Genomic DNA, 24,544 nt, shown 5'->3' with positions numbered 1-24,544 from the left:
CTTTTCCCTGCCCCGTAGCCTGAACCCACTTCAGCGCTTCGGGGACTTTCAAGATGCTGTGCCAAGTTGAACAACTCATCGAGCCGGGCGACGCCAACGCCCCCGCGCCACAACCGGCGCAAGTGGCCTACCGCGAATACCTCGACGACGCGCCGGTGTCCCACGCAGCCCTCGCGGCAGAAATCGCATTGGCGATCAGCTACAACGGTTTGAATCAAGCCGTGATGATGGTCTCGCCGGGCAACATCGAGGACTTCATTCGCGGCTTCAGCCTGAGCAACGCCATTGTCGACAGCCTCGACGATATCCATGACATCCGCCTGACCCATTTCGACCAGGCCTGCCAGGCCGACGTGCAGATTTCCAGTCGTGCATTCTGGGCTCTGAAAGATCATCGGCGGCAGATGGCGGGCACCAGCGGTTGCGGCCTCTGCGGTGTGGAAGCCCTTGAGCAGGCGCTGCCGCAACTGGAATTCCTGACCCCGATACCGCTGCCACCGGCCGCGCACTTCGACGGTATCCGCCAGCGCATCGAACAGGCCCAGCAACTGGCCCGCAGCAGCGGCGCCCTGCACGCGGCGTTGTACTTCGACGCAGACGGCGAAGCGCTGCTGTGCCGCGAAGACATCGGCCGCCACAACGCCCTCGACAAGCTGATTGGCGCCCTTAAGTTCGAAGGCCTCGATGCGCGTCAGGGCTTCGTCGTGGTCACCAGCCGTTGCAGCCTCGAACTGATCCACAAAGCCGTGCGCGCCCGCTTCGGCACCCTGGTCAGCCTGTCCGCCCCTACTGCGCTGACCGTGCGCTGGGCGCTCAAGCACCGCTTGAACCTGATCCACGTCCCGCACCGCAACGCCCCGCGAATCTACAGCCCGATCCAGGAGCCCAGCGCATGATCGACACCCTCACCCACCTCGACGATCAGGGTCGCGCCAACATGGTCGACGTCAGCGACAAAGCCGCGACCCGACGCGAAGCCACCGCGCAAGCCTGGGTGCAGATGCGCCCGGAAACCCTGCAAATGATCCAGTCCAACGGCCACCCTAAGGGCGATGTGTTCGCCGTGGCGCGGATCGCCGGGATTCAAGCGGCCAAGCGCACCCACGAGTTGATTCCGCTGTGTCATGCGCTGTTGCTCAGTTCGATCCACGTCGAGCTCAAGGCCTGCGAGCCGGACCGCGTGCAGATCACCAGCACCTGCCGCCTCACCGGCCAGACCGGCGTCGAACTCGAAGCCCTGACCGCCGCCAGCGTCGCCGCGCTGACCATCTACGACATGTGCAAAGCGGTGGACCGGGCAATGGTCATCGGCGACATCCGCGTGCTGAGCAAACAGGGCGGCCGCTCTGGCCACTTTCAATGGGAGAACCCGCAATGATTCTGATCAACTACTTTGCCAGCTACCGTGACCGGCTCAATCTGGGCGGTGAAAAGATTCCGGCCAGCAGCACCCTCGCCAGCGTCGAAGACGTGCGGCAGATGCTGATGCAGCGCGGCGATATCTGGCGTGAGGTGCTCGGCGCCGGCAACCTGATGTGCGCGGTGAATCAGGAGCTGTGCCAGCCGGATCAGGCGATCGAGGATTTCGACGAGATTGCGTTTTTTCCGCCGGTCACGGGGGGGTGAGGCATGAGTGTTCGAGTCCAGCGTAAAGGCTTCGATGCCGGTCAGTTGATTGCCGACCTGCATGCGCGCAATCCACGGGTAGGCGCGGTGGTGAATTTCATTGGCTACGTGCGGGATCTGAACGTCGGGCAGTCGGTGACCGAGCTGTTTCTGGAGCACTATCCGGGCATGACCGAGAAGGCTCTGGAACAGATCGCCGAACAGGCCCGCGAACGCTGGCCGCTGCTGGCGGTGGAGATCGTGCATCGGGTCGGCGCGCTGTCGGTGACCGAACCGATCGTGTTCGTTGGCGTCAGCAGCAAGCATCGACATGCGGCGTTCGAGGCCTGTGCGTTCATCATGGATGTGCTCAAGACCCGTGCGCCGTTCTGGAAGCGTGAGACCACGCCCGAGGGTTCGCATTGGGTCGAGGCGCGGAAGAGTGATCAGAATGCGGCGTTTCGCTGGAGTCTGGCGCATGCCTGACCGGGTACTGTCGAATGCAACAAAAACCTGATTTGATAGCGGCTCGCACCAATCGAACGTGGAGTCGCACTTGAGCACAACGCCCCCTGAGGATTTGCCCCTGCCCGAGCCTGTCAGCCTGCGCCAGGCCTGGCCCTTCTGGCTGAAACTAGGCTGCATCGGCTTCGGCGGCCCCGCCGGGCAGATCGCGATCATGCATCAGGAACTGGTGGAGCGCCGGCGCTGGATTTCCGAACGGCGCTTCCTGCACGCGCTCAATTACTGCATGTTGCTGCCCGGCCCCGAGGCCCAGCAACTGGCGACCTACATCGGCTGGCTGCTGCACCGCACCCGTGGCGGCGTGCTGGCCGGGGCGCTGTTTGTGCTGCCGTCGCTATTGGTCCTGATTGCCCTGTCGTGGGTGTACATCGCGTTGGGCGACGTGCCGGCGGTGGCCGGGGTGTTTTACGGGATCAAACCGGCGGTGACCGCGATTGTGCTGCACGCAGCCCATCGCATCGGCTCCCGGGCCTTGAAAAATGGCTGGCTGTGGGCGATTGCCGGGGCGGCGTTCGTGGCGATCTTCGCCTTCAACGTGCCGTTTCCGCTGATCGTGCTCGGCGCGGCACTGATCGGCTATTTCGGCGGACGCTGGGCGCCTCATCGGTTCAACAATGGCGGCCATCGCGGCAGCGAAAAGTCCTTCGGCCCGGCACTGATCGATGACGACACTCCGCCAGCTGAACATGCACGGTTCAGCCTGCCGAGGCTGCTGCGTCTGGTGCTGGTCGGTGGGTTGTTGTGGTGCCTGCCGATGGCGTTGCTGACGGCGCTGTTCGGCTGGGGCGGCACTTTTACGCAGATGGGCTGGTTCTTCACCAAAGCAGCGCTGCTGACCTTCGGCGGTGCTTATGCCGTGCTGCCTTACGTATATCAGGGCGCGGTCGGGCATTACGGCTGGCTGACGCCGACGCAGATGATCGATGGACTGGCTCTGGGCGAAACCACGCCGGGGCCGCTGATCATGGTCGTGGCATTCGTCGGATTCGTCGGGGCTTATGTGCAACCGACGTTCGGCCCGGAGCACGCGTTTGCTGCTGGTGCGCTGGCGGCGACACTGGTGACCTGGTTCACCTTTCTGCCCTCGTTTCTGTTCATCCTCGCCGGCGGGCCGTTGGTGGAATCGACGCACAACGAACTGAAGTTCACCGCACCGCTAACGGCGATTACCGCAGCTGTGGTCGGGGTGATCCTGAATCTGGCGTGCTTCTTCGCCTGGCATGTGTTCTGGCCCAACGGTTTTGCCGGACAGCCTGACTTTTTTGCGCTGTTGCTCGCCCTCGCCGCCACCCTCGGGCTGTTTATCTTCAAGCGCGGGGTGATCGAGGTGTTGATCGTTTGCGCCCTCGTCGGGCTGGGGTTTCATCTGTTGCGCTGAACCGGTGGCTTGCCGCGCGCATCGGAATCAGGCGTTTACTTATCCCGGACTTCCCCCTTACTATCCCGCCACACCGGCATGGCGGGACGCTCCCGCCGCCGACGTTTTCCGCCAACGGAAACACGCGTCATGAGCACGTCACTCCAACAATCAGAATCGTTGAACGTCTCTGCACTGTGCGCCCTCCTTCACAGGGGCCGCGCATGAATCGCATCGTCAATCTCCCCATGGCCCTGAGCCGTTCCAAGCTGCGTCACTCCGCACGCCCGCCGGATATCCGCCTGCCCGTCTGATCGCGCCGGTAAAAATCGCGACAGTTCCTTCTCTTTTTCGATATCCCTGCCAGGACGCCCGCGCCTTTTGCCGAGCTGCGTCCAGGCCGAATCTGCGCGCCTGTGCGGCGCCATCGTGAGTGATTGATTATGAAATTCGCAGCCATTGAAGACGCCCGTAGCTTTCTCGAGCAGAACCCCGACATCGACATGATCGAACTGTTCATCCTCGATGCCAACGGCGTGCCCCGCGGCAAGCTGTTGCACCGCGAAGAGCTGCTCGCCGTGTACGAAAGCGGTCGCCCGCTGCCGAGCACCATCCTCGGCCTGACCGTGCAAGGTGAGGACGTGGAGAACTCCGGTCTGGTGTGGGACGTCGGTGACATCGACTGCCGCGCCTATCCGCTGGATGGCAGTCTGGTGCGCCTGCCGTGGCGGCAGATTCCGACCGCTGCGGTGCAGGTCAGCATGCACCCGGAACAAGGCATGCCGGCAAGCATTGCCGACCCGCGTCACCTGTTGATCAAGGTCATCGACCGTTTAAAAGCCGAGGGTTACCACCCGGTGATGGCCTGCGAGCTGGAGTTCTATCTGCTCGACGCCAAACGCGATCACAACGGCCGCCCGCAACCGGCGCTGGATGCCGACGGCGGCCGACCGAGGCACACGCAGGTCTACGGTTTGCGTGAGCTGGAACAGATCGAACCGTTCCTCGCCGACCTCTACAGCGCCTGCAAACTGCACGGCATTCCGGCGCGCACGGCGATCTCGGAATACGCGCCGGGCCAGGTGGAAATCACCCTCGAACACGGCGATGCGCTGGAGGCGATGGACCAGGCCGTGCGCTACAAACGGCTGGTCAAAGCCGTAGCACACAAGCACGGAATGCAGGCGACATTCATGGCCAAGCCGTTCGATCACCTGGCCGGCACCGGCATGCACATGCACGTCAGCCTCGCCGATGCCGAAGGGCGCAATCTGTTCGCCTCCGAGGATCCGGCCGGCACCCCGCTGCTGCGCACGGCGATTGGCGGGATGCTCGCCTCCCTGCTCGATTCGCTGCTGCTGTTCTGCCCGAACGCCAACTCCTACCGCCGTTTCCAGGCCAACAGCTACGCACCGCTGGCACCGACGTGGGGCGTCGACAACCGTACCGTCAGCCTGCGCGTGCCCGGCGGTCCGGCCAACACCCGGCACATCGAACACCGCATCTGCGGCGCCGATGCCAACCCGTATCTGGCAGCGGCGGCGATCCTGGCGGGCATTCATCGCGGCATAAAAGAACACATCGATCCGGGTGAACCGGTGGAAGGCAACGGTTACGCGCAGGCGAAAGAATTGCTGCCGACCGATTGGCTGACCTCACTTACGGCGCTGGAGAATTCGGTGTGGGCGCGGGATGCGCTGGGGCAGGAATTCCTCGGGGTGTATCTGGCAGTGAAACGTGCGGAATACCGGCAGTTCATGGCCGAAGTGGGTGAGCAGGACTGGCGCTGGTACCTCACAGAGGCCTGATCTTTCACACCTTCCCCTGTGGGAGCGGGCTTGCCCGCGAAGGCGACGTCACATCCTACAACTTCAGGTGACTGACACATCGCTTTCGCGAGCAAGCCCGCTCCCACAGGGTCCGTGCACCGACTCCCGAATCTGGACACTGAAATGACTCAACGCAGCAATTCCTACTACACCGCGACCCTCAACCGCGACACCGACTACCCGACCCTGCAAGGCCGGCACAAGGTCGATGTGGTGATCATCGGCGGCGGTTTCACCGGCGTCGCCACCGCCGTGGAACTGGCCGAAAAAGGCCTGAAAGTCGCCATCGTCGAAAGCCACAAGATCGGCTGGGGCGCCACCGGCCGCAATGGCGGGCAGGTCACCGGCAGCCTGTCCGGCGACGGCGCGATGCGCAAACAGATGCGCAACACCCTGGGCGATGAGGTCGATGATTTCATCTGGCACCTGCGCTGGCGCGGCCACGAAATCATCCAGCAACGGGTCGAGAAATACGCGATCGATTGCGACCTCAAGCACGGCCATTTGCACGCGGCGTACAAGCCGAGCCACATGGCCGGTTTGCGCAGCGACTATGACGAAGCCGTGCGTCGCGGCATGGGTGATGACGTCAGCCTGCTCGACCGCAGCCAGGTGCGCGACCTGCTGCAAAGCGACCTCTATCACGGCGCGATCAAGAACACCCGCAACATGCACCTGCACCCGCTCAACCTGTGTATCGGCGAGGCGCGGGCGGCGGAAAGCCTCGGCGCGCTGATCTTCGAAAACAGCGAAGTGCTGGAGATCATTCATGGTGACAGCCCCGGCGTGCGCACCGCCCACGGACAGGTCGACGCCAATCAGGTGCTGCTGGCCGGCGACGTCTACCACAAGCTCGAGCCGGGCCAGCTCAAGGGCAAGATTTTCCCGGCCATGGGCGGTATCGTCACCACCGAACCATTGGGCGATCTGGCAAAACAGATCAACCCTGAAGACCTCGCCGTTTACGACTGCCGCTTCGTCCTCGACTACTACCGCCTCACCGCCGACGGTCGCTTGCTGTTCGGCGGCGGCGCCAACTACAGCGGCAAGGACTCACGGGACATCGCCGGCGAACTGCGGCCGTGCATCGAACAGACTTTCCCGGCGCTCAAAGGGGTGAAGATCGATTACCAGTGGAGCTGCGCGATGGGCATCGTCATCAACCGCATCCCGCAACTGGGCAAGCTCTCGGACAACGTCTGGTATTGCCAGGGCTATTCCGGCCATGGCATCGCCACGACCCACATCATGGGCGAGATCATGAGCCAGGCGATCACCGGGCAGATGCAGCAGTTCGACACGTTTGCCGCGTGCTCGCACATTCGCGTGCCAATGGGCGATCTGCTGGGGAATCCGATGCTGGCGGCCGGCATGTGGTACTACCAGATGCTCGAAAAACTGCGCTGATTGATTCCTCGACCGCGTGCCAGTTTATGCATTGGATCGACTGGCCTCTTCGCGGGCAAGCCCGCTCCCACAAAGTTTGGGGCATACCTGAGTTTTGAGTACGCCTCGGACACTGTGGGAGCGAGCTTGCTCGCGATGGGGCCTTTAAATTCACCACAAAACTCAATCCTGCAGTTGCTCAACCTCAATCCCCAACCGCCGATAGTCCTCAATATTCCCCGATGCCACATGCCGTTCGGTGATCAGCGTGTGCAAGCGCTCGCACGGCGCCACCACAAACGGTTCCACCGCCCCGAGCTTGTCCGCCGTGGTGACGGCAATTACCCGCGTCGCACAATCGAGCAATGCCTGTTTGACCGGCACTTCATCGAAGTGCAACGAGGTGATGCCCACCTCCGGATGAATCGCGCAGACCCCGGTGATCGCCAGATCCGCCTTGATCCCTGACAGCAGCCGCAGCGCCTCATGACCGCCAGCCGACATGGTTTTCGGATTCAATTGCCCGCCCGCCAGAATCACCTTGATGCCCGGATATTCGGACAACGCAATCGCCGTCATCGGCGACGCCGTCACCGCCGTGAGGCTGATGTCCCTGGGCAAGGAGCGCGCCACCTGCAACGAGGTGGAACCGGAGTCGAACATCACCGTCTGCCCGTTCCGCACCTGCTGCGCCGCCAATTGCGCCAGACGAATCTTCACCTCGTCGATCTCGTCCAGCCGGGTGAAGTAATCCTTGCCGGTGTCCTTGGGCCTCGGCAGCGCGCCGCCGTGCACTCGCTGCACCAGCCCGGCGTTGTCCAGCTCGGCGAGATCGCGGCGGATGGTGTCTTCGGACACCGCAAAATGCTGGCTCAACTCGGAAGCCATGACCTTGCCGTCACGTTCGAGGATCAGAAGGATCTTCTGCCGACGCAGGGAAGGAAGCTCGGAAGCGGAATGATCGTGCATGGTTTTGCCTGTTTGTGCTTTTAAGTGCAGGTTTGTGCAAGCTTAGCCAGGCAAACCGGCAAACACAACGGTGGTATCAATGGCTTCGATCATTGGAATCACGAAGTCGAATTTTTTCTTTTGACCCGAGCCCGGCAGAATGGCCCCACTTTCAAAAGGACCAGGATGAACACCCCATGAACCTCAATTTCGCTTTTGCCTGCATGGTCGTCGTGTCGTTTGCCATTGCGCTTGGGCACGCCTGATCAGACCGACGCCGCCAGATGCTCGCGAAACCATATGTGCGCCGGGTCGCGATGCGAACGCTCGGCCCAGAGCATGGCCATTTCGTAGCCCGGCACTTCCAGCGGTGGCTCGACCACTTGCAGCGCGGCATTGCCGCGCGCCAGCCGTGACGGCAGCATTGCCACCAGATCGGTGCTGGCCAGCACCGACATCAGCAACAGAAAGTGCGGCACCGACAGCACCACGTTTCGCGTAAGCCCCACCTCCGCCAGCGCCTTGTCCGTCACCCCGAAAAAACCTCCGCCTTCCGGCGACACCAGCACATGCTCCAGCTCGCAGAACTGCGCGCGGGTCGGCTTGCGTTGCAGTTTCGGGTGCCCGGCGCGACCGGCCAGTACATAACGTTCGGTGAACAGCGCACGCCGGTGCAGTTCCAGCGGCGCATCCTCGCTGGTGTGCAGCGCCAGGTCGATCACGCCCTGCTCCGCCTGCTTGACCAGTTGCCGGGGCGACAGGTCCAGCACCGCCAGTCGCGTGCCCGGCGCCTGGGTGCGCAGCCCGCCGAGGGCCGGCAGCAGAATGGTCGATTCGCCATAGTCCGAGGCCGCGACTTTCCAGGTGTGGGTCGCCTGCGCCGGGTCGAACGGACTGGCCGGCGCCACCGCCCGCTCCAACGCTTCCAGCGCCTCGCGCAACGGTTCGCGCAATTCATCGGCCCGCGCCGTCGGGCGCATGCCGCGGGGTCCCGGCAGCAACAGTGGATCGCCAAAAATCTCCCGTAACCGGGCCAGATGCACGCTCACCGAAGGCTGCGACAGGTGCAGCCTCTGCGCGGCGCGGGTGACGTTGTGCTCGGACAACAGCACATCAAGGGTCAGCAGCAGGTTGACATCCAGCCGTCTCAAATTATTCATGGCTATACCAGACATATCAGACATTCATTTCCAATATACCTGCCGGGCGCCGATCCTGCTGTCACTCAGCAACGGAGCCTCACCATGAATGTGCTACTGGTCTACGCCCACCCCGAACCGCAATCGCTCAACGGCGCGCTCAAGGACTTCACCGTCCAGCGCCTGGAAGCCGCCGGCCATACCGTGCAGGTTTCCGATCTCTACGCCATGAACTGGAAAGCCAGCCTCGACGCCGATGACAGCCCGGGTCGCGACAGCACTCGCCCGTTCGACGCGTCCCTCGATTCGAAACTCGCCTTCGAACAAGGACGGCAAGCCACCGACATCACCGCCGAGCAGGCCAAACTGCTGTGGGCCGACACCCTGATCCTGCAGTTTCCGCTGTGGTGGTTTTCCATGCCGGCGATTCTCAAGGGCTGGGTCGAGCGCGTGTACGCCTACGGATTTGCTTACGGTGTCGGCGAGCATTCGGATTCTCGTTGGGGCGACCGCTACGGCGAAGGCACCTTGAAAGGCAAACGGGCGATGCTGATGGTGACCGCCGGCGGTTGGGAATCGCACTACAGCCCGCGCGGAATCAACGGCCCGATCGATGATCTGCTGTTCCCGATTCATCACGGGATTCTGTATTACCCGGGCTTCGAGGTGCTGCCGCCGTTCGTGGTCTATCGCACCGGAAAAATGGATGAGGCGCGGTTTACCCAAACGTGCAAGGAGCTGGGTGCGCGGCTGGATGAGTTGTGGAGTACGCGGCCGATCGGATTTCGGCGGCAGAATGCCGGCGATTACGAGATTCCGGCGTTGACCTTGAAGGATGATATTGCGCCGGGCAGCGAAGGCTTCGCCGCCCACCTCAAATAACCTCTCACCTCAAAAAACAGGGGCTTGGCCCCTGTTTTTTTTACTCCACCACCCGCGCCTTGCGCACGAACAGCGCATGCACCTTGTCCCAGAAATTGCCGCCCAGCACGAAAAAGCTACCGACGAACATCAAGTCGCCCAGCGCCTGCATCTGCCAGAGGTTGGGCCGCACACCCGGGAAGAAATTGTCGAAATACGGTTCCAGGAAGGACGACAGCAGCGGCAGGCAGAACATCACCACGCCGATCTTGTGGCGCATCGGGCTGACTTCGGCCACCGGGGTCGGAATCACGCCGGAAATATAGTGGCCGATCGTGCGCTTGAGTTCGGCGAACCCGGCCTTGCCCATCACCGCGATCACCAGCAGCAACAGCACTTTGTTGCTGATGAACAACACCCCGGTCAGCGCCGCGACTTTCGAACCCGGCACGTCGAGGGCGGCGGCAATCGGCACCATCAGCCACGAACCGAGCATCAGGCAGATGATTGCCACGCCGACCTTGAAACGCCAGTTGGCGCTGGTGGGGGCAAGCGGTTCTTGAGCAGTGTCCATGGCTTCCTACCTTTTTGTCCGGAGCAGGGTTCGGTGGCGTTCGCCTGAAAAAGCGTAGCAGCTGATTGCTTCGATCAACCGGCAATCTGCGGTCTATGCTCCAGTGACATTTCCCGCTGGGGCCTCCCGGTATGCCTGCAACGCCAGCCCTGCTGATCCGTCCCGGCCACCTGCTGCTGCTCGGTGCCCTGAGCCTTGGCGGCTGCCTGCGGCTGGGCCCGGATTTCCAGCCGCCGGCCGAGGCCTGGAGCAAGCAGTGGCAAAGCCCGGCGCTGGAACAGGCCAGCGAACGCGGCACGTTGCCGGATCTGCGCCAGTGGTGGCAGGTGTTTGCCGATCCGGTACTCGACCGTTTGATCAGCGACGCCGAAGCCCGCAACAGCAGCCTGAAAATCGCCGGCCTGCGGGTGCTCGAAGCCCGGGCACAACTGGGCATCGCCGACAGCGGTCGCTACCCGCAACTGCAACAGGCCAGCGCCGACAGCCTGTACATCGACCGTCACCAGTCCGGCGGCAACAATCCGCAGGACTTGCACTTCTGGCAGCACAGCGCCGCGTTCGATGTCGGCTGGGAGCTGGATTTCTGGGGTCGCTTCAGCCGCGCCATCGAGTCCGCCGACGCCAGCTACTTCGCCGCCCAGGCTAACTACGAAGACGCCCTCGTGCTGCTGCGCGCGCAAGTGGCCGACACCTACTTTGCCCTGCGCACCACCGAAGCCCGGCTGCGAGTCGCTCGGGAAAACGCCGCCCAGCAAAAGCGTAACTTCGAGATCACCGAAAAACTCTTTCGCAGCGGCCAGACCGCCGAACTCGACCTGCAACAGGCCAGGACTCAATACCTGGGCACCCTGAGCAGCATTCCGGCGTTCGAAGATCAATTGCTGCGTACCCGCAATGCGCTGGCGGTGCTGGTCGGCCAGCCGCCCGGTGGCGCGGCGTTTCTGGCGGAACAACCGGGGCTGATTCCGCTGGTGGATCGCGCCGTGTTGCAGGACGTTCCGGCGAACCTGCTGCTGCGCCGCCCCGATGTGCGCGCAGCGGAACTGAACGTTGCCGCGCAATCGGCGCTGGTTGGCGTGGCCGAGACCGATCTGTATCCGTCGCTGACCTTGCTCGGCAGCATCGTCTGGTCCAGCGACACCCTCGGCGCCACGCCGCGCAGTCTCGACCTGATCGGCGGCCCGAGCCTGCGCTGGAACCTGTTCGACTACGGCCGCATCCACAACAACATCCGCGTGCAGGATGCGCGCTTGCAGCAACTGATCGAAGCCTATCGCGACAAAGTCCGTCAGGCCGCCCGCGAGGCCGACGATGCCGCGAGCGGCCTGACCAAAGCGCTGGAACGCGAGCGCATTCTCGGCGAGGCCGAAGGTGCGGCGCGGCGTTCGCTGGTGCTGGCCAACACTCAATATCGTGAAGGCTATTCGGACTTTCAGCGGGTGCTCGATGCCCAGCGGGCGTTGCTGGAGCTACAGGACAACTATCTGGTCAGCCGCAGCAACGCCGTCAGCAACCTGATCGCTTTGTACCGCGCCGTCGGCGGTGGCTGGCAAAGCGCCGGGCCGCAGATTGATTCAGCGACCCGGCAGCAAATGCAGCAACGCACCGACTGGGGCGATCTGCTGAGCGCCCCGCCGCCCCAACCGACCTATCCGATTCCCTCGCAGGTAGACCGCCATGAGTGACGAAGCACCGCCGGATCCGGCGAAAAAAGGCATCCGCTGGGTGCTGCTGGTGATTGTGCTGAGCCTGGTCTGGTATCTGCTGGCCGACCGTTTTACGCCCTACACCCAGCAGGCGCGGGTCGGTGCGTTTGTGATCCCGGTGGCGGCGGAAGTCGCGGGGCGGGTGATCAAGGTCAACGTGCGCAACAATCAGGACGTGCAGGCTGGCGACATCCTCTTCGAGCTTGATCCGCAACCACTGCAAATCGCCGTCGACCGGGCCCGCGCCGACCTGGAAAACACCCGGCGCACGGTCGGCGCCAGCACCGCCGGCATCGCTTCGGCCCAGGCATCGTTGCGAGCGGCGCAGGCCAATGAACTTAAAACGCGCCAGGACAATCGGCGGCTGGAGGGTTTGTACAAGGAGGATCCGGGTACGGTTTCGGTTCGGCTGCTGGAAGTGTCCCGGGCCAACCACGAAGCGGCGGTCAGCCAGGTTGCCGCCGCCCGGGCCGAAGTGCTGCGCGCCCAGGAGCAGGAAGGCGGCAACACCGACACCAACGCCAAACTGCTCAGCGCCGCCGCCACGCTGGCCAAGGCTGAACTGGATCTGGCCAACACCCGCATCGGCGCGCGCTCGGCGGGACTGATCACCGACCTGCGCACCGACGTCGGCCAGTTCGCCGCTGCCGGCAGTCCGGTGATGACGCTGATCACGATCCAGGACGTGTGGGTCAGTGCCGACCTCACCGAGAACAACCTCGGCCGGATCAAGCCCGGCACGCCAGTGTCGATCATCCTCGACGCCCTGCCCGGCGAAGTGCTCGACGGCCGGGTGCGCAGCGTCGGTTATGGTGTCAGCGTCGGCCAGACGCCGCCGCCCGGCACCCTGCCGACGATCCAGAACAGCCGCGACTGGCTGCGTCCGGCACAGCGTTTTCCGGTGATCATCGAGTTCAGCGAAGAGGCGAAAAAGCGTCTGTTCGAAAGCCGTTCGATTCGCGCTGGCGGGCAGGCGGAAGTCATGGCATTTCCCAGCGAGGGCAATCTGCTCAATCCGCTCGGGCGGGTGTTCGTCTGGCTTATGAGTTGGCTGAGCTATGCCTACTGAGCGCAGCGTTCCGGCGCAACGGGCCCTGCGTCTGGCTTGCGGCACGGCGTTGTGTACCGCCGCGAGTTACGGCCTCGCCTTGCCGCTGTCGTTTTTGTCGCCGGTGCTCGCGGTGTTGCTGCTGGCGAGCATGCCCCGGCCATTGCCCGCCAAAACCGCGCTGGTGCTGACATTCGTTGCCGCGCTCACCACCAGTCTCGGGCTGTTGCTGGTGCCGTTGCTGCGTTATTACCCGGCGTGCGGCGTGCTGCTGATCGGTGTCGGTCTGTTTCGGGTGTTCACCTACGGTTTGCGCGGCGGCAACGTGCTGATCATGACGTTCCTGGTGATCGGCATGACCATGATCTCCGCCGCCGGCTTCGCCTCATTCGAACTGGCGATGGCGGTGATCGGCGCGCTGGTCAAAGGCCTGTTGCTGGCCGTCGTCATCGTTGGGCTGAGCCACGTCCTGTTCCCGGAACCGGCCAACAGCCCGGCGCCACCACCCACGCCCGCCCTGCCCGCCGAAGACGTGCCCCGCGTAGCGATGCGCGCAACATTGATCGTGCTGCCGACTTTCCTGCTGGTGCTGATCGACCCCGCCAGCTACCTGCCGATCATCCTCAAAGCCGTCAGCCTCGGCCAGCAGAGCACCACCACCCGCACCCACCACGCCGGGCGCGAACTGCTCGGCTCAACCTTGCTCGGCGGACTGCTGGCGGTGCTGTTCTGGTGCGCGTTGAGCCTGTTCGTGCACCTGTGGATGTTCTTTCTGTGGATGCTGCTGTTCGGGCTGTTTCTGGCGCGCAAACTCTATCGACTGCACCCGACGCAGCTCACGCCGGGGTTCTGGCTCAACACCCTGATCACCATGATCATCCTGCTTGGGCAATCGGTGGAGGACAGCGCGGCGGGCAAGGACGTCTACACCGCGTTCGCGGTGCGCATGGGGTTGTTCATTCTGGTGACGCTTTACAGCGGTGTGATGATGCACCTGCTCGTCGCGCACCGGGAAAGCCGTCAGGGCGTGACCTGATAACCCCGTCCTTGCAGGCAACCGGTGTAGGCACTTGAACTGGCTGAAGCATCGGTCCGCCGCTGCTCGCGCCGATCCTGCCGCTGCCGCGCACCACCGACCACCGCACCGGCGGCAGCCGTCTCTTTGGCTCGGTTCTGGCGATAATCCTGCTTGCGGTCATCGTCCACGGCTTCATAGAACTCGTCGTGCTGACGGCCGCGCACTTCAGCGGCAGTAGCGCCGGCAGCGGCACCCACTGCGGCGCCCTTCAACCGACCGCCGGCCTGGGGTGTCGACGTGGTTGAGGTGGACACGATGGAATGGCAATCGTTGATGTCGATCTGGGTTTGCTGGGAAGTCTGGCCCTTGAGCGGGACGACAGATTCAGCGCTGGCCTGTGTGGCGCACAGGCACGCTGCGATGAAGAGTAAGAAGCGGAACATGATGACCTCCGACGCGGCGGGGTTGTCTGTGGGGCGGGGTAATCTGGGAGTGTAGTTCACGGGGTTCACAACTCCGGGCGAACGCATCAATGGTTCACACCCCACTTGTTGGGTACCATCCCGGCACACCAATATCTTCGTGTCCCCCATCCCGATGAATCTACTTAGCCGAATCAAGGCTTTCGTGAAACCCGCAAGCCGAAAGCTTTTTGCCGGTTACAGCGAGCAAGCGCTCAAGACCCGATTCGCCTCCCCTTTACCAAACGCCAACCTGCCGAAACTATCGACGGTGGCATCTGTAGAAGCGTCCGGGATCAATGCTTATTACGTCTCCCTTCTGATGGTCGCCGATGACCTTTGCAAGTTTCAGCGACTGGTGGAATCACACTTCCAAAAGATCGACGAGCGTACATTTACAGACCTGACCGTTTTTGAATATGAAGATGTCGCGAAGCAGGAGCTGTTGATTTATTCCCCTTCTACCACCGAGTTCAACGCGCTAACCCTTCGCATCATGACCAACAGCGTCGAATTTCTAAGTAGCCTTGGAAATCAGACCTTTTGCGTACCTCCGCCCTGGATCGCCTTTGACGGTTACCCCGCATCGTGGTGGGGCGGCAATATGCAGGGCGCGCAGGGTTTCTATAACGACAACTACTTTCTTCCGTATTTCATCCAACTCGGGGACGCAGAGAAACAAGCGTACTTTGCAAGATGTCAAGCCCCTACCGAGTGGATTGAAAAGTTAGCGCTGATGTATGCCGACGGATGTTGAACCCTGAAGCTGGCTATCGAAGTCCCGGTCAGACGCCCTCCCGCACCCGCCGAACCTGCACCAGCAACGCCGGCGCAAAGTGCAGCACCACCATCCGCGCCAGATGGTGAGTCAGGATAAACACCACATTTAACCCGCCGGCGAACGCCACAATCGCGATGGTTTCAATCGCCCCCGGCATGTACGCCAGCCACAGTGACAACGCATCGCTGCCCAGCAACCGCGCCGCCGCCAATGCAAAAATCGCCGCGACCAGAATCATCAAACCGACCGACACCAGCGCCGTGCGGCCATGACGTCCCAGTTCCGCGAGGCCCAATCCCTGAAAACGGGAGCCGATCCGCACACCGAGAATCAGCGCCGCCAGATTCAAACTCCAGTCCGGCATGTGAAAGCCCTGCAGCCACCCTGATTTCACAAACACGGCGGTGACGATGATTGCCGTCAACATGAACGGCGCCGGCACGCCAACGGCGAGCAGCAAACGCCCGACCACCACGCTCAAACCGATCACCGACAGCACGGTCAACGCCATGCCCGTGGACAGGGGATCAACTTCGGTCACGGCAACCGGCGCCGTTCCGGGAATCAACAAACTCACCAACACCGTGATCAGCAGCAGCCGCATCAAGTGCACGATGATCACCTTGCTCGACGCCTGATGCGATTCCAGCAAATCGAACACCGCCGCCAATGCGCCCGGATACACGGCCAACAAGGCATCCGTGCGATTCCACCCTGCCCCGCGCGACAGCCACCATGCGGCCAGCGCCACTTGCACTGCCAGGCACAGCAGCAACACGCCGAGGCTCGGCAACATCGTCGAGACGGTCGCGCTGTCCCATGCTTCGAACATCAGCCCGGTAGCGATACCCAGCGTGACCTGGATATAGCCCAGACCATAAGGCGTCGCCGGTGCGATGCCAAATTTAGTGACGACAAGTGCGGTGACAAGAATCGAGCCCAACAGCAAACCGTGGGGCACGCCTTCGAACTGCAACAGCGCGCCGAATCCGGCAGCAATCAACAAACACAGAATGGATTTCATGGTCGCCTTCCTGGCTATTCAAGGTGCTTTTCAGTTAGGTCAGGCGCGCAGCCGTCCAATCGCCCGCCGATATTTTTCGACCCGCTCCAGATCCTCCCAACTCGGCGAGGCAATCCGCGACAGGTCGCTGTTTTCTTCCAGATCCGCCAGCTTCACCACCCGCCCGATAGGATTCTGGGCCGCCCGCTCGACGAAGTCCTCATAGGATTCGCCGGGCACTTTGGTCACCGATTCGATGGCGGACAAAACGGCTTCGCTGAAACCTTCCTTGCGCAAATCCTCCAGGCTGATGCCGCAGTCCTCGACCACATCGTGCAGCACCGCGACGATGCGCTCTTCCAGGCTGCTCATGCGCAACATGACCTTCAGCGGATGCAAAATGTACGGCGCACCGCCCTTGTCCACCTGCCCCGCGTGGGCCGTGGCGGCAATCGCGATGGCGCGTTCCAGAGTCTGGGTCATGAGAGTCTCCTCGGGTCAGACGCCGTACCGGCCGCCAATATAGAAGTGGCGCTTGAACCAGCGCCCAATCGCCTGCAAACGCCCGGTTGGCTGCGCCGGCTCGGCATAGCGCTGGAGGATCAGCGAGACCAGATCAGCCTGACTCTCCCCCGAATGAGCGCCCATCAACTCAACCACCCAGGCACATCCGGCCTTCTTCAAATGCTCACGCCATTCACCGGGCCAGCCATCCAGCTCATCCAGCGCCAGCCACCGCGCACCGCCCTGCTCGACATGCCCGCCGCCAATCGATTGCTCGAAGCAGAACGGCGTCGCCGGTCGGGACAGGTCGATGCTGAAGATGTAGATGTCCTGGGTTTTGTGCTGCGGCGTGGGGGCGTTGTTGCGGCTGCCGATGTGAATCATGCGCGGTTCCGTCCGTGGGAGAGGCGTTACAACTTGTTTCGCAGTCTACGACGTGGTGCTGGTGGGGGGAACCTTTGGCGATGAACCGGGTTGTGGCAAGTGAAAAGTTTGACTGGGTGGTCCGGGGATTCCGTTTCAGGCGTCCACGAAAAAGGGACACCGTTGGGTGTCCCTTTTTGCGTTTGGAATCAGGTCGGTGAATCAGCGCTTCATGGCTTCGCACTGGTTGCGTAGATCCGAATCATGGATGCTCGAACAAGTGCTGCCCTTCTTCGCCTCACAAAATGCACGCTGATCGCTGTCATGGATGCTGGAACAGGTACTGCCTTTCTCAGCCTCACACGTTGCGCGTAAATCCGAATCATGAATGCTCGAACACGTGCTGCCCTTTTTCGCCTCACAGTAAGCGCGCTGGTCGCTGTCGTGAATGCTCGAACAAGTACTGCCCTTCTCGGCCTCACATGTTGCGCGCAAATCCGAATCATGAATGCTCGAACACGTGCTGCCGCTTTTCGCCTCGCAGTAAGCGCGCTGGTCGCTGTCGTGGATGCTGGAACAACCGGCAAATGCGTAACCGCTGAACAGCAACAACATCGCAAGAATCAGTTTCATCTCACACTTCCTTGGGTTTGCCGGGAAACAGCCAGGCACTGGTTGATCCGTTCGAAATGAGCGTCGCGACACGCTATCAAATTGACATCGCTTTTTAGGAAAGTTCCGGGGCGGGGATGAGGACTGGATTTTGGGATCTGAAAACTTCGTAGGAAATGACCGCGCGTGGTGAGGGAGCTTGCTCCCGATGGGATACGAAGCAGGCCGAAATTCGTCGAGTCATTTTTCCTGGCACTCCGTAGCCCTTGATTTACGTCGGTTGTGCCGCCGAACGGGAGTGAAGTCTCTGGCCAGACTTGGTGATTTTGTGTCCTACAGGCTGATTGCGACGGTGGGGGTCGATGCCTAGAGTGGCTCTGTCGCTGAACGAATTTGGCGATAGGGTTTCGCAGCCCTTAAGATTGACACCCTGTTCCGTCTGGCACGGCCGACTCCCGGCTGGGCAAATTTTATGGCGGTTGTGCGTGGGAGACCTTCGGGTCTGCCGGGTCTTGGTGTTAATCCTCCGGTCTGCGAACCCGCGCATAGCTGCCACCCATTTTGTTTCGCAGCAGGACGGTGGCAATTCTTCTCAACAAAGGATTAACACCATGACGACACAGAAACTCATGCGCCACTGTGCAAACATGTCCCACCCTGCCACCGATCACCCTGTCCTGCTCATCGACGCCGACACCCCACTGCGCGACTTACATGCCTGCCTCAGTGAACGCCTGAATGCCGTCCTCAAATTTCTCGATCTCATGGCCTGTATTCACTTACCTGACCATGCTGAACATGACATCAACACAGTCACCACCATCGCCAGAATCATGGTGCAAGACGTGAGTGATGTGTTTCGAGTTATAGAGCAACGAGGATTTGATGTCGTAGGCTAGAAAACTTGAAGGTGATAGACTCATACAAATAGGTCTGTCACCTTTTCTGCATGTCACAGCAATCACTCCCTACTATTCAGCTCTTTCAACAACACCGTAATAGTGGCAAGTTTTTTATCAACATCAACGATACTGAAAGTAAACGACCGCGCCCCCACTTCAAAGTTTCGACTCCACCCCTTGGTTACTTTTACCGTATACAAAGGAGACTCCGGCGTCTGAACGTCTATAAGAAAACTCGAATACCCTTCACCGCCCGATGCTGACTTTACATATACACTAAACGGCAAAGTACTTTCTTTCAGGCCCTGCCCTACATTCAAGATACGGGTCTTGTTTATAGGCTTTGTCACAGTGCTTTCTGGTGACTTGACTTCCACTTGTTGCTTTGCTTTTTCAAGTTCGGAAATACGCTTTTCAAGGGAAGTTATTTTCTCGCCAAACACACCGTCAACATTAGGCGTATTTTTTACAGCACTAAAATCTTGGCCCCAGATCCGAAAAACAACACCATTTGATTCGGAATACCAGAGCATGCCTGCCACCGTTGCGATACTCAGGAACAGAAAAAACAAAGCAACAGGCAAGGTTAATTGTTTCCAGAAGGCACCATTTTCCATTTCGTCTTCCCTTACAAAAAATCCAAATTTTCAGTCGACGATCAAAAATTCGCCGGCGTATTCGCACTAATAATCTCAGCCTCATCCGCCCCGATGTTCCGGAACTTATGCGGCAGCGTCGTCGGAAAATAATACCCATCCCCCGCACTCAACACGCTCACCTGCCCGTCCACCGTCAACTCGACCGTGCCGCGGGTCACCAACCCACACTCTTCACCTTCCGCGTGAACAATCGGCTCTTCTCCCGAACTTGCGCCCGGCGCGTATTGCTCGCGCAGCAGGCGCATCTGGCGGCTTGGGACCGAGGCGCCGATCAGGAGCAGGCGCAGGCCGTGGCGGCCGAGGTCGGGTTGTTCGTTGGCGCGGAAGACGTATTGGTGTTCGCGGGGGGGCTGGTCGAAGGTGAAGAAGTCGGCCAGGGACATCGGGATGCCTTCGAGCAGCTTTTTCAGTGAGCTGACGGAAGGACTGACACGATTCTGTTCGATCAGGGAGATGGTGGCATTGGTCACGCCGCTACGTCGGGCCAGCTCGCGCTGGGAGAGTTTGTAGCTTTCGCGTACTAGTTTGAGTCGAGAACCCGTATCCATGACAGCCTTATGTGAGAACGACTTAAGGGTAATGGGGGTGGGTGGCGGGTGCCGCGCAGGTCGCGCGGATCACGTTGCTCCCGTGTCCCGGAACCGTGAAAGGCGGCTATTAAATCACGTTTGTTGGTGTTGCTCAGCAGGTTCGATGGACGGCACATGAAAAAGCCGGCGACGCCCTTTTTGGGGGCGCCGCCGGCGAGGTTAATCAGATGCCGAAGCGGTCGCGCAGCGAGTAGTACACGGCGCCGAGGGCGGTCAGCGGCGCGGAGAAGGTGCGGCCGCCGAGCATTGGCATGTGTGGCAGGGAGGCGAAGGCGTCGAAGCGTTCGGCGTCGCCGCGGATCATTTCCGAGATCAGTTTGCCGGCCAGGTGCGAGCAGGTGACGCCGTGGCCGCTGTAGCCCTGCATGTAGTAGGCGTTTTTCTCGATGCGGCCGAATTGCGGCATGCGCGACATCGTCAGCAGGAAGTTGCCGGTCCAGCGGTAGTCGATTTTCACGTCCTTGAGCTGCGGGAAGGTCTTGAGGATCTTCGGGCGGATCAGGGTTTCGATGTCGTCCGGTTCACGGGCGCCGTAGACCACGCCGCCGCCGTAGAGCAGACGGTTGTCGGCGGTGAGGCGGTAGTAGTCGAGCAGGTAGTTGCAGTCTTCGACGCAATAGTTGTTGGTGATCAGGCTGCGGGCCTGCTTCTCGGTCAGTGGTTCGGTGACGCAGATCTGCGAGCCGCACGGCATGCTCTTGGCGGTCACGCGGTTGTCGAGGCCTTGCGGCAGGTAGGCGTTGCCGGCAATCAGCAGGTACTTGGCGCGGACCTGGCCTTTGGCGGTGCGTACGACGTTGGGTTCGCCGTATTTGATTTCCACCGCAGCGGATTGCTCGTAGATCTTGCCGCCCAGACGCACGATGGCCGCGGCTTCACCGAGGGCCAGGTTCAGCGGGTGGATGTGGCCGCCCTGCATGTCCAGCAGGCCGCCGACGTAGGCGTCCGAGCCGACTTCGCGGCGGATGTCCGCAGCGTCGAGCATCTTCAGGTTTTTATTGCCGTAACGTTCCCAGCTACGCTTTTGCTCGGCGAGTCCCTTGAGCTGTTTGTTGTTCATCGCTGCGAAAATGCCGCCCGGGCGGTAGTCGCATTTGATGTCGTATTCCTTGATTCGCGAACGAATGATGTCGGCGCCTTCGAAGATCATGCTGCCGAGGATTTCGGCGGTCTTGTCGCCGTAGCGCGCTTCGATCACGTCGACGTCGCGGCTGTAGGAGTTGACCAGTTGGCCGCCATTGCGACCACTGGCACCGTAGCCGACTTTCGCCGCTTCCAGCACCGTCACCTTGTAGCCGGCTTCGCTCAGGAACAGTGCCGAGGACAGACCGGTGTAGCCGGCGCCGATGATGCAGACATCGCACTCCACCGACTCTTCGAGGACCGGGAAATCGATCACTTCGTTGCGGGTGGCGGCGTAGTAGCTGTTCACGTGTTGTTGTTTCATTTTTTTATTCTCCGAGGGTCGCCGGTTGCAGGCGACCACCGCTGTAAAAGAGTCAGAGCTTGATCCAGGTCGCTTTCAGCTCGGTGTACTTGTCGAACGCGTGCAGCGACTTGTCGCGACCGTTGCCCGACTGTTTGAAGCCACCGAACGGCGCGGTCATGTCGCCGCCGTCGTACTGGTTGACCCACACGCTGCCGGCGCGCAGGCCACGGGCGAAGGTGTGGGCCTTGCTCAGGTTGCTGGTCCAGACACCGGCGGCGAGGCCGAAGATGCTGTCGTTGGCGATGTGCAGCGCTTCTTCAACGGTGTCGAAGGTGATCAGCGACAGCACCGGGCCGAAGATTTCTTCCTTGGCGATGGTCATCGCGTTGGTCACACCGTCGAAAATCGTCGGCTCGATGTAGGTGCCGCCGGTTTCCTCGAGGGTGCGTCGGCCGCCGGCGATCACTTCGGCGCCCTGCTCGCGGCCGATGCTGATGTAGCGCAGCACGTTGTCCAGTTGACGCTGATCGACCACGGCGCCGACAGTGGTGGCAGGATCCAGGGCGTGCCCCGGTTTCCACGCTTGCAGCGCTTCCACCAGCAGCGGGATGAATTGCTCGCGGATCGAACGCTCCACCAACAGGCGCGAGCCGGCGGTGCAGACTTCGCCCTGGTTGAACGCAATGGCGCCGGCCGCTGCTTGTGCTGCCGCGCGCAAGTCCGGTGCGTCGGCAAACACCACGTTCGGGCTCTTGCCCCCAGCTTCGAGCCAGACGCGTTTCATGTTGCTTTGGCCGGCATAAATCATCAGTTGCTTGGCAATCGCCGTGGAGCCGGTGAAGGCCAGCACGTCGACGTCCATGTGCAGCGCCAGCGCCTTGCCGACGGTGTGGCCGAAGCCCGGCAGGACGTTGAACACGCCTTTCGGAATGCCGGCGTCCAGCGCCAGTTGCGCGATGCGGATCGCGGTCAGCGGGGATTTTTCCGAAGGCTTGAGGATGAACGAGTTACCCGCCGCCAGTGCCGGGGCGAATTTCCAGCTGGCCATGATCAGCGGGAAATTCCACGGCACGATGGCCGCGACCACGCCGGACGGCTCGCGAGTCACCAGACCGAGTTGGTCGTGCGGGGTGGCGGCGACTTCGTCGTAGATCTTGTCGATCGCTTCGGCGCTCCAACGGATCGCGTTGGCGGTCGCCGGGATGTCGATGCTCATCGAGTCGCTGATCGGCTTGCCCATGTCGAGGGTTTCGAGCAACGCCAGTTCTTCCTGGTGTTGCAGGATCAGATCGGCGAAGCGAATCAGGATGCGCTTGCGCTCGGCCGGGGCCTTGTTGGCCCACACGCCGGCGTTGAAGGATTGGCGCGCGGCTTCGACGGCGAGGTTGGCGTCGGCTTCATCGGTGCTGGCGACGGAGGCCAGGAAACGGCCGTCCACGGGGCTCAGGCATTCGAAGGTCTCGCCGCTGATCGCCGGGCGATATTCGCCGTTGATGAAGGCACGGGATTCGAGGGTCAGGGACTGGAAGCGTTGTTCCCAGTCGTTGCGGGTCATGGTCATGGGGGTGACTCACACAGAATAATTGGTGAAAGGCGAGCAGATGCCCGCCCATCAAAACTTTGGTAATACGACCCCCCTGTGGGAGCGAGCCTGCTCGCGATAGCGGTGCATCAGATAACAACGATGTCGGCTGACACTCCGTAATCGCGAGCAGGCTCGCTCCCACAAGGTTTTCAATTAGCCCTTAGACGGTATGCAGATACCAGTTGTACTCAAGGTCAGAGATCGAGTTTTCGAACTCGGCCAGCTCGCTTTCCTTGCACGCGACGAACACGTCGATGTACATCGGGTCGATGTAGCGGGCCATGACTTCGCTGTCGTCCAGCTCACGCAGGGCGTCGCGCAGGTTGTTCGGCAGGCTCTGTTCGTTCTGCTCGTAGCTGTTGCCTTCGACCGGGGCGCCCGGTTCGATCTGGTTGGTCAGGCCGTGGTGAATACCGGCCAGCACGGAAGCCATCAGCAGGTACGGGTTGGCGTCGGCACCGGCAACACGGTGCTCGATGCGCACGGCGTCTGCCGAACCGGTCGGTACGCGTACCGCCACGGTGCGGTTGTCGATGCCCCAGCTCGGCGAGTTCGGCACGTAGAACTGCGCACCGAAGCGGCGGTACGAGTTGACGTTCGGGCACAGGAAAGCCATTTGCGCAGGCAGGGTCTCCAGCACACCGCCGATCGCGTGGCGTAGCGCGGCGTTCTGCTCGGGATCCTCGCTGGCGAAGATGTTGTTGCCTTCTTTATCCAGAATCGAAATGTGCACATGCAGACCGTTGCCCGCCTGGCCCGGATACGGCTTGGCCATGAAGGTGGTGTCCATCTCGTGGTCGTAGGCGATGTTCTTCACCAGACGCTTGAGCAGGACGGCGTAGTCGCACGCCTTGATCGGGTCGGACACGTGGTGCAGGTTGACTTCGAACTGCGCCGGGGCGCTTTCCTTGACGATGGCGTCGGCCGGAATGCCCTGCTCTTTCGCGCCTTCGAGGATGTCCTGCAGGCAGTCGACGTACTCGTCGAGGTCGTCGATCAGATAAACCTGAGTCGACACCGGACGCTTGCCCGAAACCGGCGAGCGTGGCGATTGCGGACGGCCGTTCACGTTGTCCTGGTCGATCAGGTAGAACTCGAGTTCGAACGCGGCGCAGATGGTCAGGCCCAGGTCGTCGAATTTGCGCACCACGTTGGCCAGCACTTCACGCGGGTCGGCGAAGAACGGCTCGCCTTCCAGTTCGTGCATGGTCATCAGCAGTTGCGCGGTCGGGCGCTTCTGCCAGGGCTCGATGCTCAGGGTGCCGGGGATTGGGTAGCAGATGCGGTCGGCGTCGCCGATGTCCAGGCCAAGGCCAGTGCTTTCCACTGTGGAGCCATTGATGTCGAGGGCGAAGAGCGAGGCCGGCAAGTTGATGCCTTTTTCGTACACCTTATGAAGACTGGTGCGCTCGATGCGCTTGCCGCGCACCACACCGTTCATGTCTGCAATCAGAAGGTCGACGTACAAAACCTCAGGATGTTTCTTAAGGAATGCGTTTGCTTCGTTGAGTTGAACGGCACGCAGAGGGACCGACATGATGCACCTATTTAGCTGTTAATTATTATGTTCACTGCTGTTTCGCCGAGCCAGTCAACCCGAACGGCAAAGTGAAGTCAATAGCGAACACAGGGCCGCTCAGCGTTTATTTTTCGGGCTTT

26 protein-coding genes are annotated in these 24,544 nt (G+C 61.4%); 13 read left to right on the top strand and 13 right to left on the bottom strand.

Annotation, left to right across the window (positions count from 1 at the left end; genetic code table 11):
* Positions 1-53 precede the first annotated feature (53 nt).
* The 7 genes from fdhD (at position 54) to ACSPX5_RS06030 (ending at position 6,723) form a co-directional block, all read left to right on the top strand.
* Complete coding sequence (gene fdhD, locus ACSPX5_RS06060; RefSeq protein ID WP_439821167.1) at positions 54-896, top strand: formate dehydrogenase accessory sulfurtransferase FdhD; 843 nt, start codon at positions 54-56, stop codon at positions 894-896.
* Complete coding sequence (moaC, locus tag ACSPX5_RS06055) at positions 893-1,378, top strand: cyclic pyranopterin monophosphate synthase MoaC (RefSeq protein WP_169429869.1); 486 nt, start codon at positions 893-895, stop codon at positions 1,376-1,378. The genes fdhD and moaC overlap by 4 nt, the downstream gene beginning before the upstream one ends.
* Entirely contained in the window at positions 1,375-1,626 is a 252-nt protein-coding gene (locus ACSPX5_RS06050) for a MoaD/ThiS family protein (RefSeq protein ID WP_439821166.1), read from the top strand. The genes moaC and ACSPX5_RS06050 overlap by 4 nt, the downstream gene beginning before the upstream one ends.
* Before the next feature lie 3 nt (positions 1,627-1,629).
* Positions 1,630-2,091 carry a molybdopterin synthase catalytic subunit MoaE gene (gene moaE, locus ACSPX5_RS06045; RefSeq protein ID WP_439821165.1) on the top strand — a complete coding sequence of 154 codons (462 nt, stop codon included), beginning with the start codon at positions 1,630-1,632 and terminating at the stop codon, positions 2,089-2,091.
* A gap of 70 nt (positions 2,092-2,161) precedes the next feature.
* The gene (gene chrA, locus ACSPX5_RS06040; RefSeq protein WP_439821164.1) at positions 2,162-3,508 is read left to right on the top strand and encodes a chromate efflux transporter; all 1,347 of its coding nucleotides are present in this window, start codon (positions 2,162-2,164) and stop codon (positions 3,506-3,508) included.
* A 422-nt stretch (positions 3,509-3,930) separates the two neighbouring features.
* Complete coding sequence (locus ACSPX5_RS06035; RefSeq protein WP_169429865.1) at positions 3,931-5,295, top strand: glutamine synthetase family protein; 1,365 nt, start codon at positions 3,931-3,933, stop codon at positions 5,293-5,295.
* Positions 5,296-5,439: 144 nt separating this feature from the next.
* A complete protein-coding gene (locus ACSPX5_RS06030) occupies positions 5,440-6,723 on the top strand; it encodes an NAD(P)/FAD-dependent oxidoreductase (protein WP_439821163.1) in 1,284 nt (427 codons plus the stop codon).
* 162 nt (positions 6,724-6,885) lie between these two features.
* On the opposite strand, the gene ACSPX5_RS06025 is transcribed toward ACSPX5_RS06030, so the two are convergent.
* Together ACSPX5_RS06025 and ACSPX5_RS06020 are read right to left on the bottom strand one after the other, a co-directional pair.
* The gene (locus ACSPX5_RS06025) at positions 6,886-7,671 is read right to left on the bottom strand and encodes a DeoR/GlpR family DNA-binding transcription regulator (RefSeq protein WP_169429863.1); all 786 of its coding nucleotides are present in this window, start codon (positions 7,669-7,671) and stop codon (positions 6,886-6,888) included.
* A 245-nt stretch (positions 7,672-7,916) separates the two neighbouring features.
* On the bottom strand, positions 7,917-8,810 hold the full coding sequence (locus ACSPX5_RS06020; RefSeq protein WP_207866084.1) for a LysR family transcriptional regulator: 894 nt from the start codon (positions 8,808-8,810) through the stop codon (positions 7,917-7,919).
* 84 nt (positions 8,811-8,894) lie between these two features.
* Between ACSPX5_RS06020 and ACSPX5_RS06015 the strand changes: the two genes are divergently transcribed.
* Positions 8,895-9,671: an NAD(P)H-dependent oxidoreductase gene (locus ACSPX5_RS06015; protein WP_169429860.1), complete on the top strand. Its 777-nt coding sequence runs from the start codon at positions 8,895-8,897 to the stop codon at positions 9,669-9,671.
* A gap of 40 nt (positions 9,672-9,711) precedes the next feature.
* On the opposite strand, the gene ACSPX5_RS06010 is transcribed toward ACSPX5_RS06015, so the two are convergent.
* Positions 9,712-10,224, bottom strand: a complete 513-nt coding sequence (locus tag ACSPX5_RS06010) for a transporter suffix domain-containing protein (RefSeq protein WP_439821162.1) — start codon at positions 10,222-10,224, stop codon at positions 9,712-9,714.
* A gap of 131 nt (positions 10,225-10,355) precedes the next feature.
* On the opposite strand from ACSPX5_RS06010, the gene ACSPX5_RS06005 reads away from it, so the two are divergent.
* Genes ACSPX5_RS06005 through ACSPX5_RS05995 form a run of 3 tightly spaced genes read left to right on the top strand, consistent with a single transcriptional unit; the run spans position 10,356 to position 14,014 of the window.
* Complete coding sequence (locus ACSPX5_RS06005; RefSeq protein ID WP_207866088.1) at positions 10,356-11,909, top strand: efflux transporter outer membrane subunit; 1,554 nt, start codon at positions 10,356-10,358, stop codon at positions 11,907-11,909.
* Entirely contained in the window at positions 11,902-12,999 is a 1,098-nt protein-coding gene (locus tag ACSPX5_RS06000; RefSeq protein WP_108561123.1) for an HlyD family secretion protein, read from the top strand. Before ACSPX5_RS06005 ends, ACSPX5_RS06000 begins: the two co-directional genes overlap by 8 nt.
* On the top strand, positions 12,989-14,014 hold the full coding sequence (locus ACSPX5_RS05995; protein WP_439821161.1) for a DUF2955 domain-containing protein: 1,026 nt from the start codon (positions 12,989-12,991) through the stop codon (positions 14,012-14,014). The genes ACSPX5_RS06000 and ACSPX5_RS05995 overlap by 11 nt, the downstream gene beginning before the upstream one ends.
* Here ACSPX5_RS05995 and ACSPX5_RS05990 read toward each other — a convergent pair.
* Positions 13,999-14,439: a hypothetical protein gene (locus tag ACSPX5_RS05990; protein ID WP_439821160.1), complete on the bottom strand. Its 441-nt coding sequence runs from the start codon at positions 14,437-14,439 to the stop codon at positions 13,999-14,001. The genes ACSPX5_RS05995 and ACSPX5_RS05990 overlap by 16 nt on opposite strands.
* Before the next feature lie 184 nt (positions 14,440-14,623).
* Between ACSPX5_RS05990 and ACSPX5_RS05985 the strand changes: the two genes are divergently transcribed.
* Positions 14,624-15,214, top strand: coding sequence for a hypothetical protein (locus tag ACSPX5_RS05985; RefSeq protein WP_439821159.1), 591 nt, complete (start codon positions 14,624-14,626; stop codon positions 15,212-15,214).
* Positions 15,215-15,242: 28 nt separating this feature from the next.
* Here the strand turns inward: ACSPX5_RS05985 and ACSPX5_RS05980 are convergent, their stop codons facing one another.
* The 4 genes from ACSPX5_RS05980 to ACSPX5_RS05965 form a co-directional block, all read right to left on the bottom strand.
* Positions 15,243-16,262, bottom strand: a complete 1,020-nt coding sequence (locus tag ACSPX5_RS05980; protein ID WP_439821158.1) for an AbrB family transcriptional regulator — start codon at positions 16,260-16,262, stop codon at positions 15,243-15,245.
* 39 nt (positions 16,263-16,301) lie between these two features.
* Positions 16,302-16,724, bottom strand: coding sequence for an HD domain-containing protein (locus ACSPX5_RS05975; RefSeq protein WP_236181681.1), 423 nt, complete (start codon positions 16,722-16,724; stop codon positions 16,302-16,304).
* 15 nt (positions 16,725-16,739) lie between these two features.
* The gene (locus ACSPX5_RS05970; RefSeq protein ID WP_439821157.1) at positions 16,740-17,129 is read right to left on the bottom strand and encodes a hypothetical protein; all 390 of its coding nucleotides are present in this window, start codon (positions 17,127-17,129) and stop codon (positions 16,740-16,742) included.
* Between the two features lie 201 nt (positions 17,130-17,330).
* Positions 17,331-17,741, bottom strand: a complete 411-nt coding sequence (locus ACSPX5_RS05965) for a hypothetical protein (RefSeq protein WP_439821156.1) — start codon at positions 17,739-17,741, stop codon at positions 17,331-17,333.
* Between the two features lie 590 nt (positions 17,742-18,331).
* Here ACSPX5_RS05965 and ACSPX5_RS05960 point away from each other — a divergent pair.
* A complete protein-coding gene (locus ACSPX5_RS05960) occupies positions 18,332-18,619 on the top strand; it encodes a fructose-bisphosphate aldolase (RefSeq protein ID WP_439821155.1) in 288 nt (95 codons plus the stop codon).
* 62 nt (positions 18,620-18,681) lie between these two features.
* Here ACSPX5_RS05960 and ACSPX5_RS05955 read toward each other — a convergent pair whose 3' ends face one another.
* From ACSPX5_RS05955 to ACSPX5_RS05935, 5 genes are all read right to left on the bottom strand, one after another.
* The gene (locus ACSPX5_RS05955; RefSeq protein WP_439821154.1) at positions 18,682-19,239 is read right to left on the bottom strand and encodes a hypothetical protein; all 558 of its coding nucleotides are present in this window, start codon (positions 19,237-19,239) and stop codon (positions 18,682-18,684) included.
* 41 nt (positions 19,240-19,280) lie between these two features.
* A complete protein-coding gene (locus ACSPX5_RS05950; protein ID WP_011333561.1) occupies positions 19,281-19,829 on the bottom strand; it encodes a cupin domain-containing protein in 549 nt (182 codons plus the stop codon).
* Positions 19,830-20,034: 205 nt separating this feature from the next.
* A complete protein-coding gene (locus ACSPX5_RS05945) occupies positions 20,035-21,318 on the bottom strand; it encodes an NAD(P)/FAD-dependent oxidoreductase (RefSeq protein ID WP_439821153.1) in 1,284 nt (427 codons plus the stop codon).
* Positions 21,319-21,370: 52 nt separating this feature from the next.
* Positions 21,371-22,861 (bottom strand): aldehyde dehydrogenase, encoded by a 1,491-nt coding sequence (locus ACSPX5_RS05940; RefSeq protein WP_323160937.1) that lies wholly within the window; start codon positions 22,859-22,861, stop codon positions 21,371-21,373.
* Positions 22,862-23,045: 184 nt separating this feature from the next.
* Positions 23,046-24,422, bottom strand: coding sequence for a glutamine synthetase family protein (locus tag ACSPX5_RS05935; protein WP_169429845.1), 1,377 nt, complete (start codon positions 24,420-24,422; stop codon positions 23,046-23,048).
* Between the last annotated feature and the right edge of the window lie 122 nt (positions 24,423-24,544).

The organism is Pseudomonas sp. HLG18, from assembly GCF_051903985.1.
GTDB lineage: Bacteria > Pseudomonadota > Gammaproteobacteria > Pseudomonadales > Pseudomonadaceae > Aquipseudomonas > Aquipseudomonas fluorescens_BT.
The sequence above is the reverse complement of the archived record's forward strand: the minus strand, read 5'-3'. Positions and strand labels throughout refer to the sequence as shown.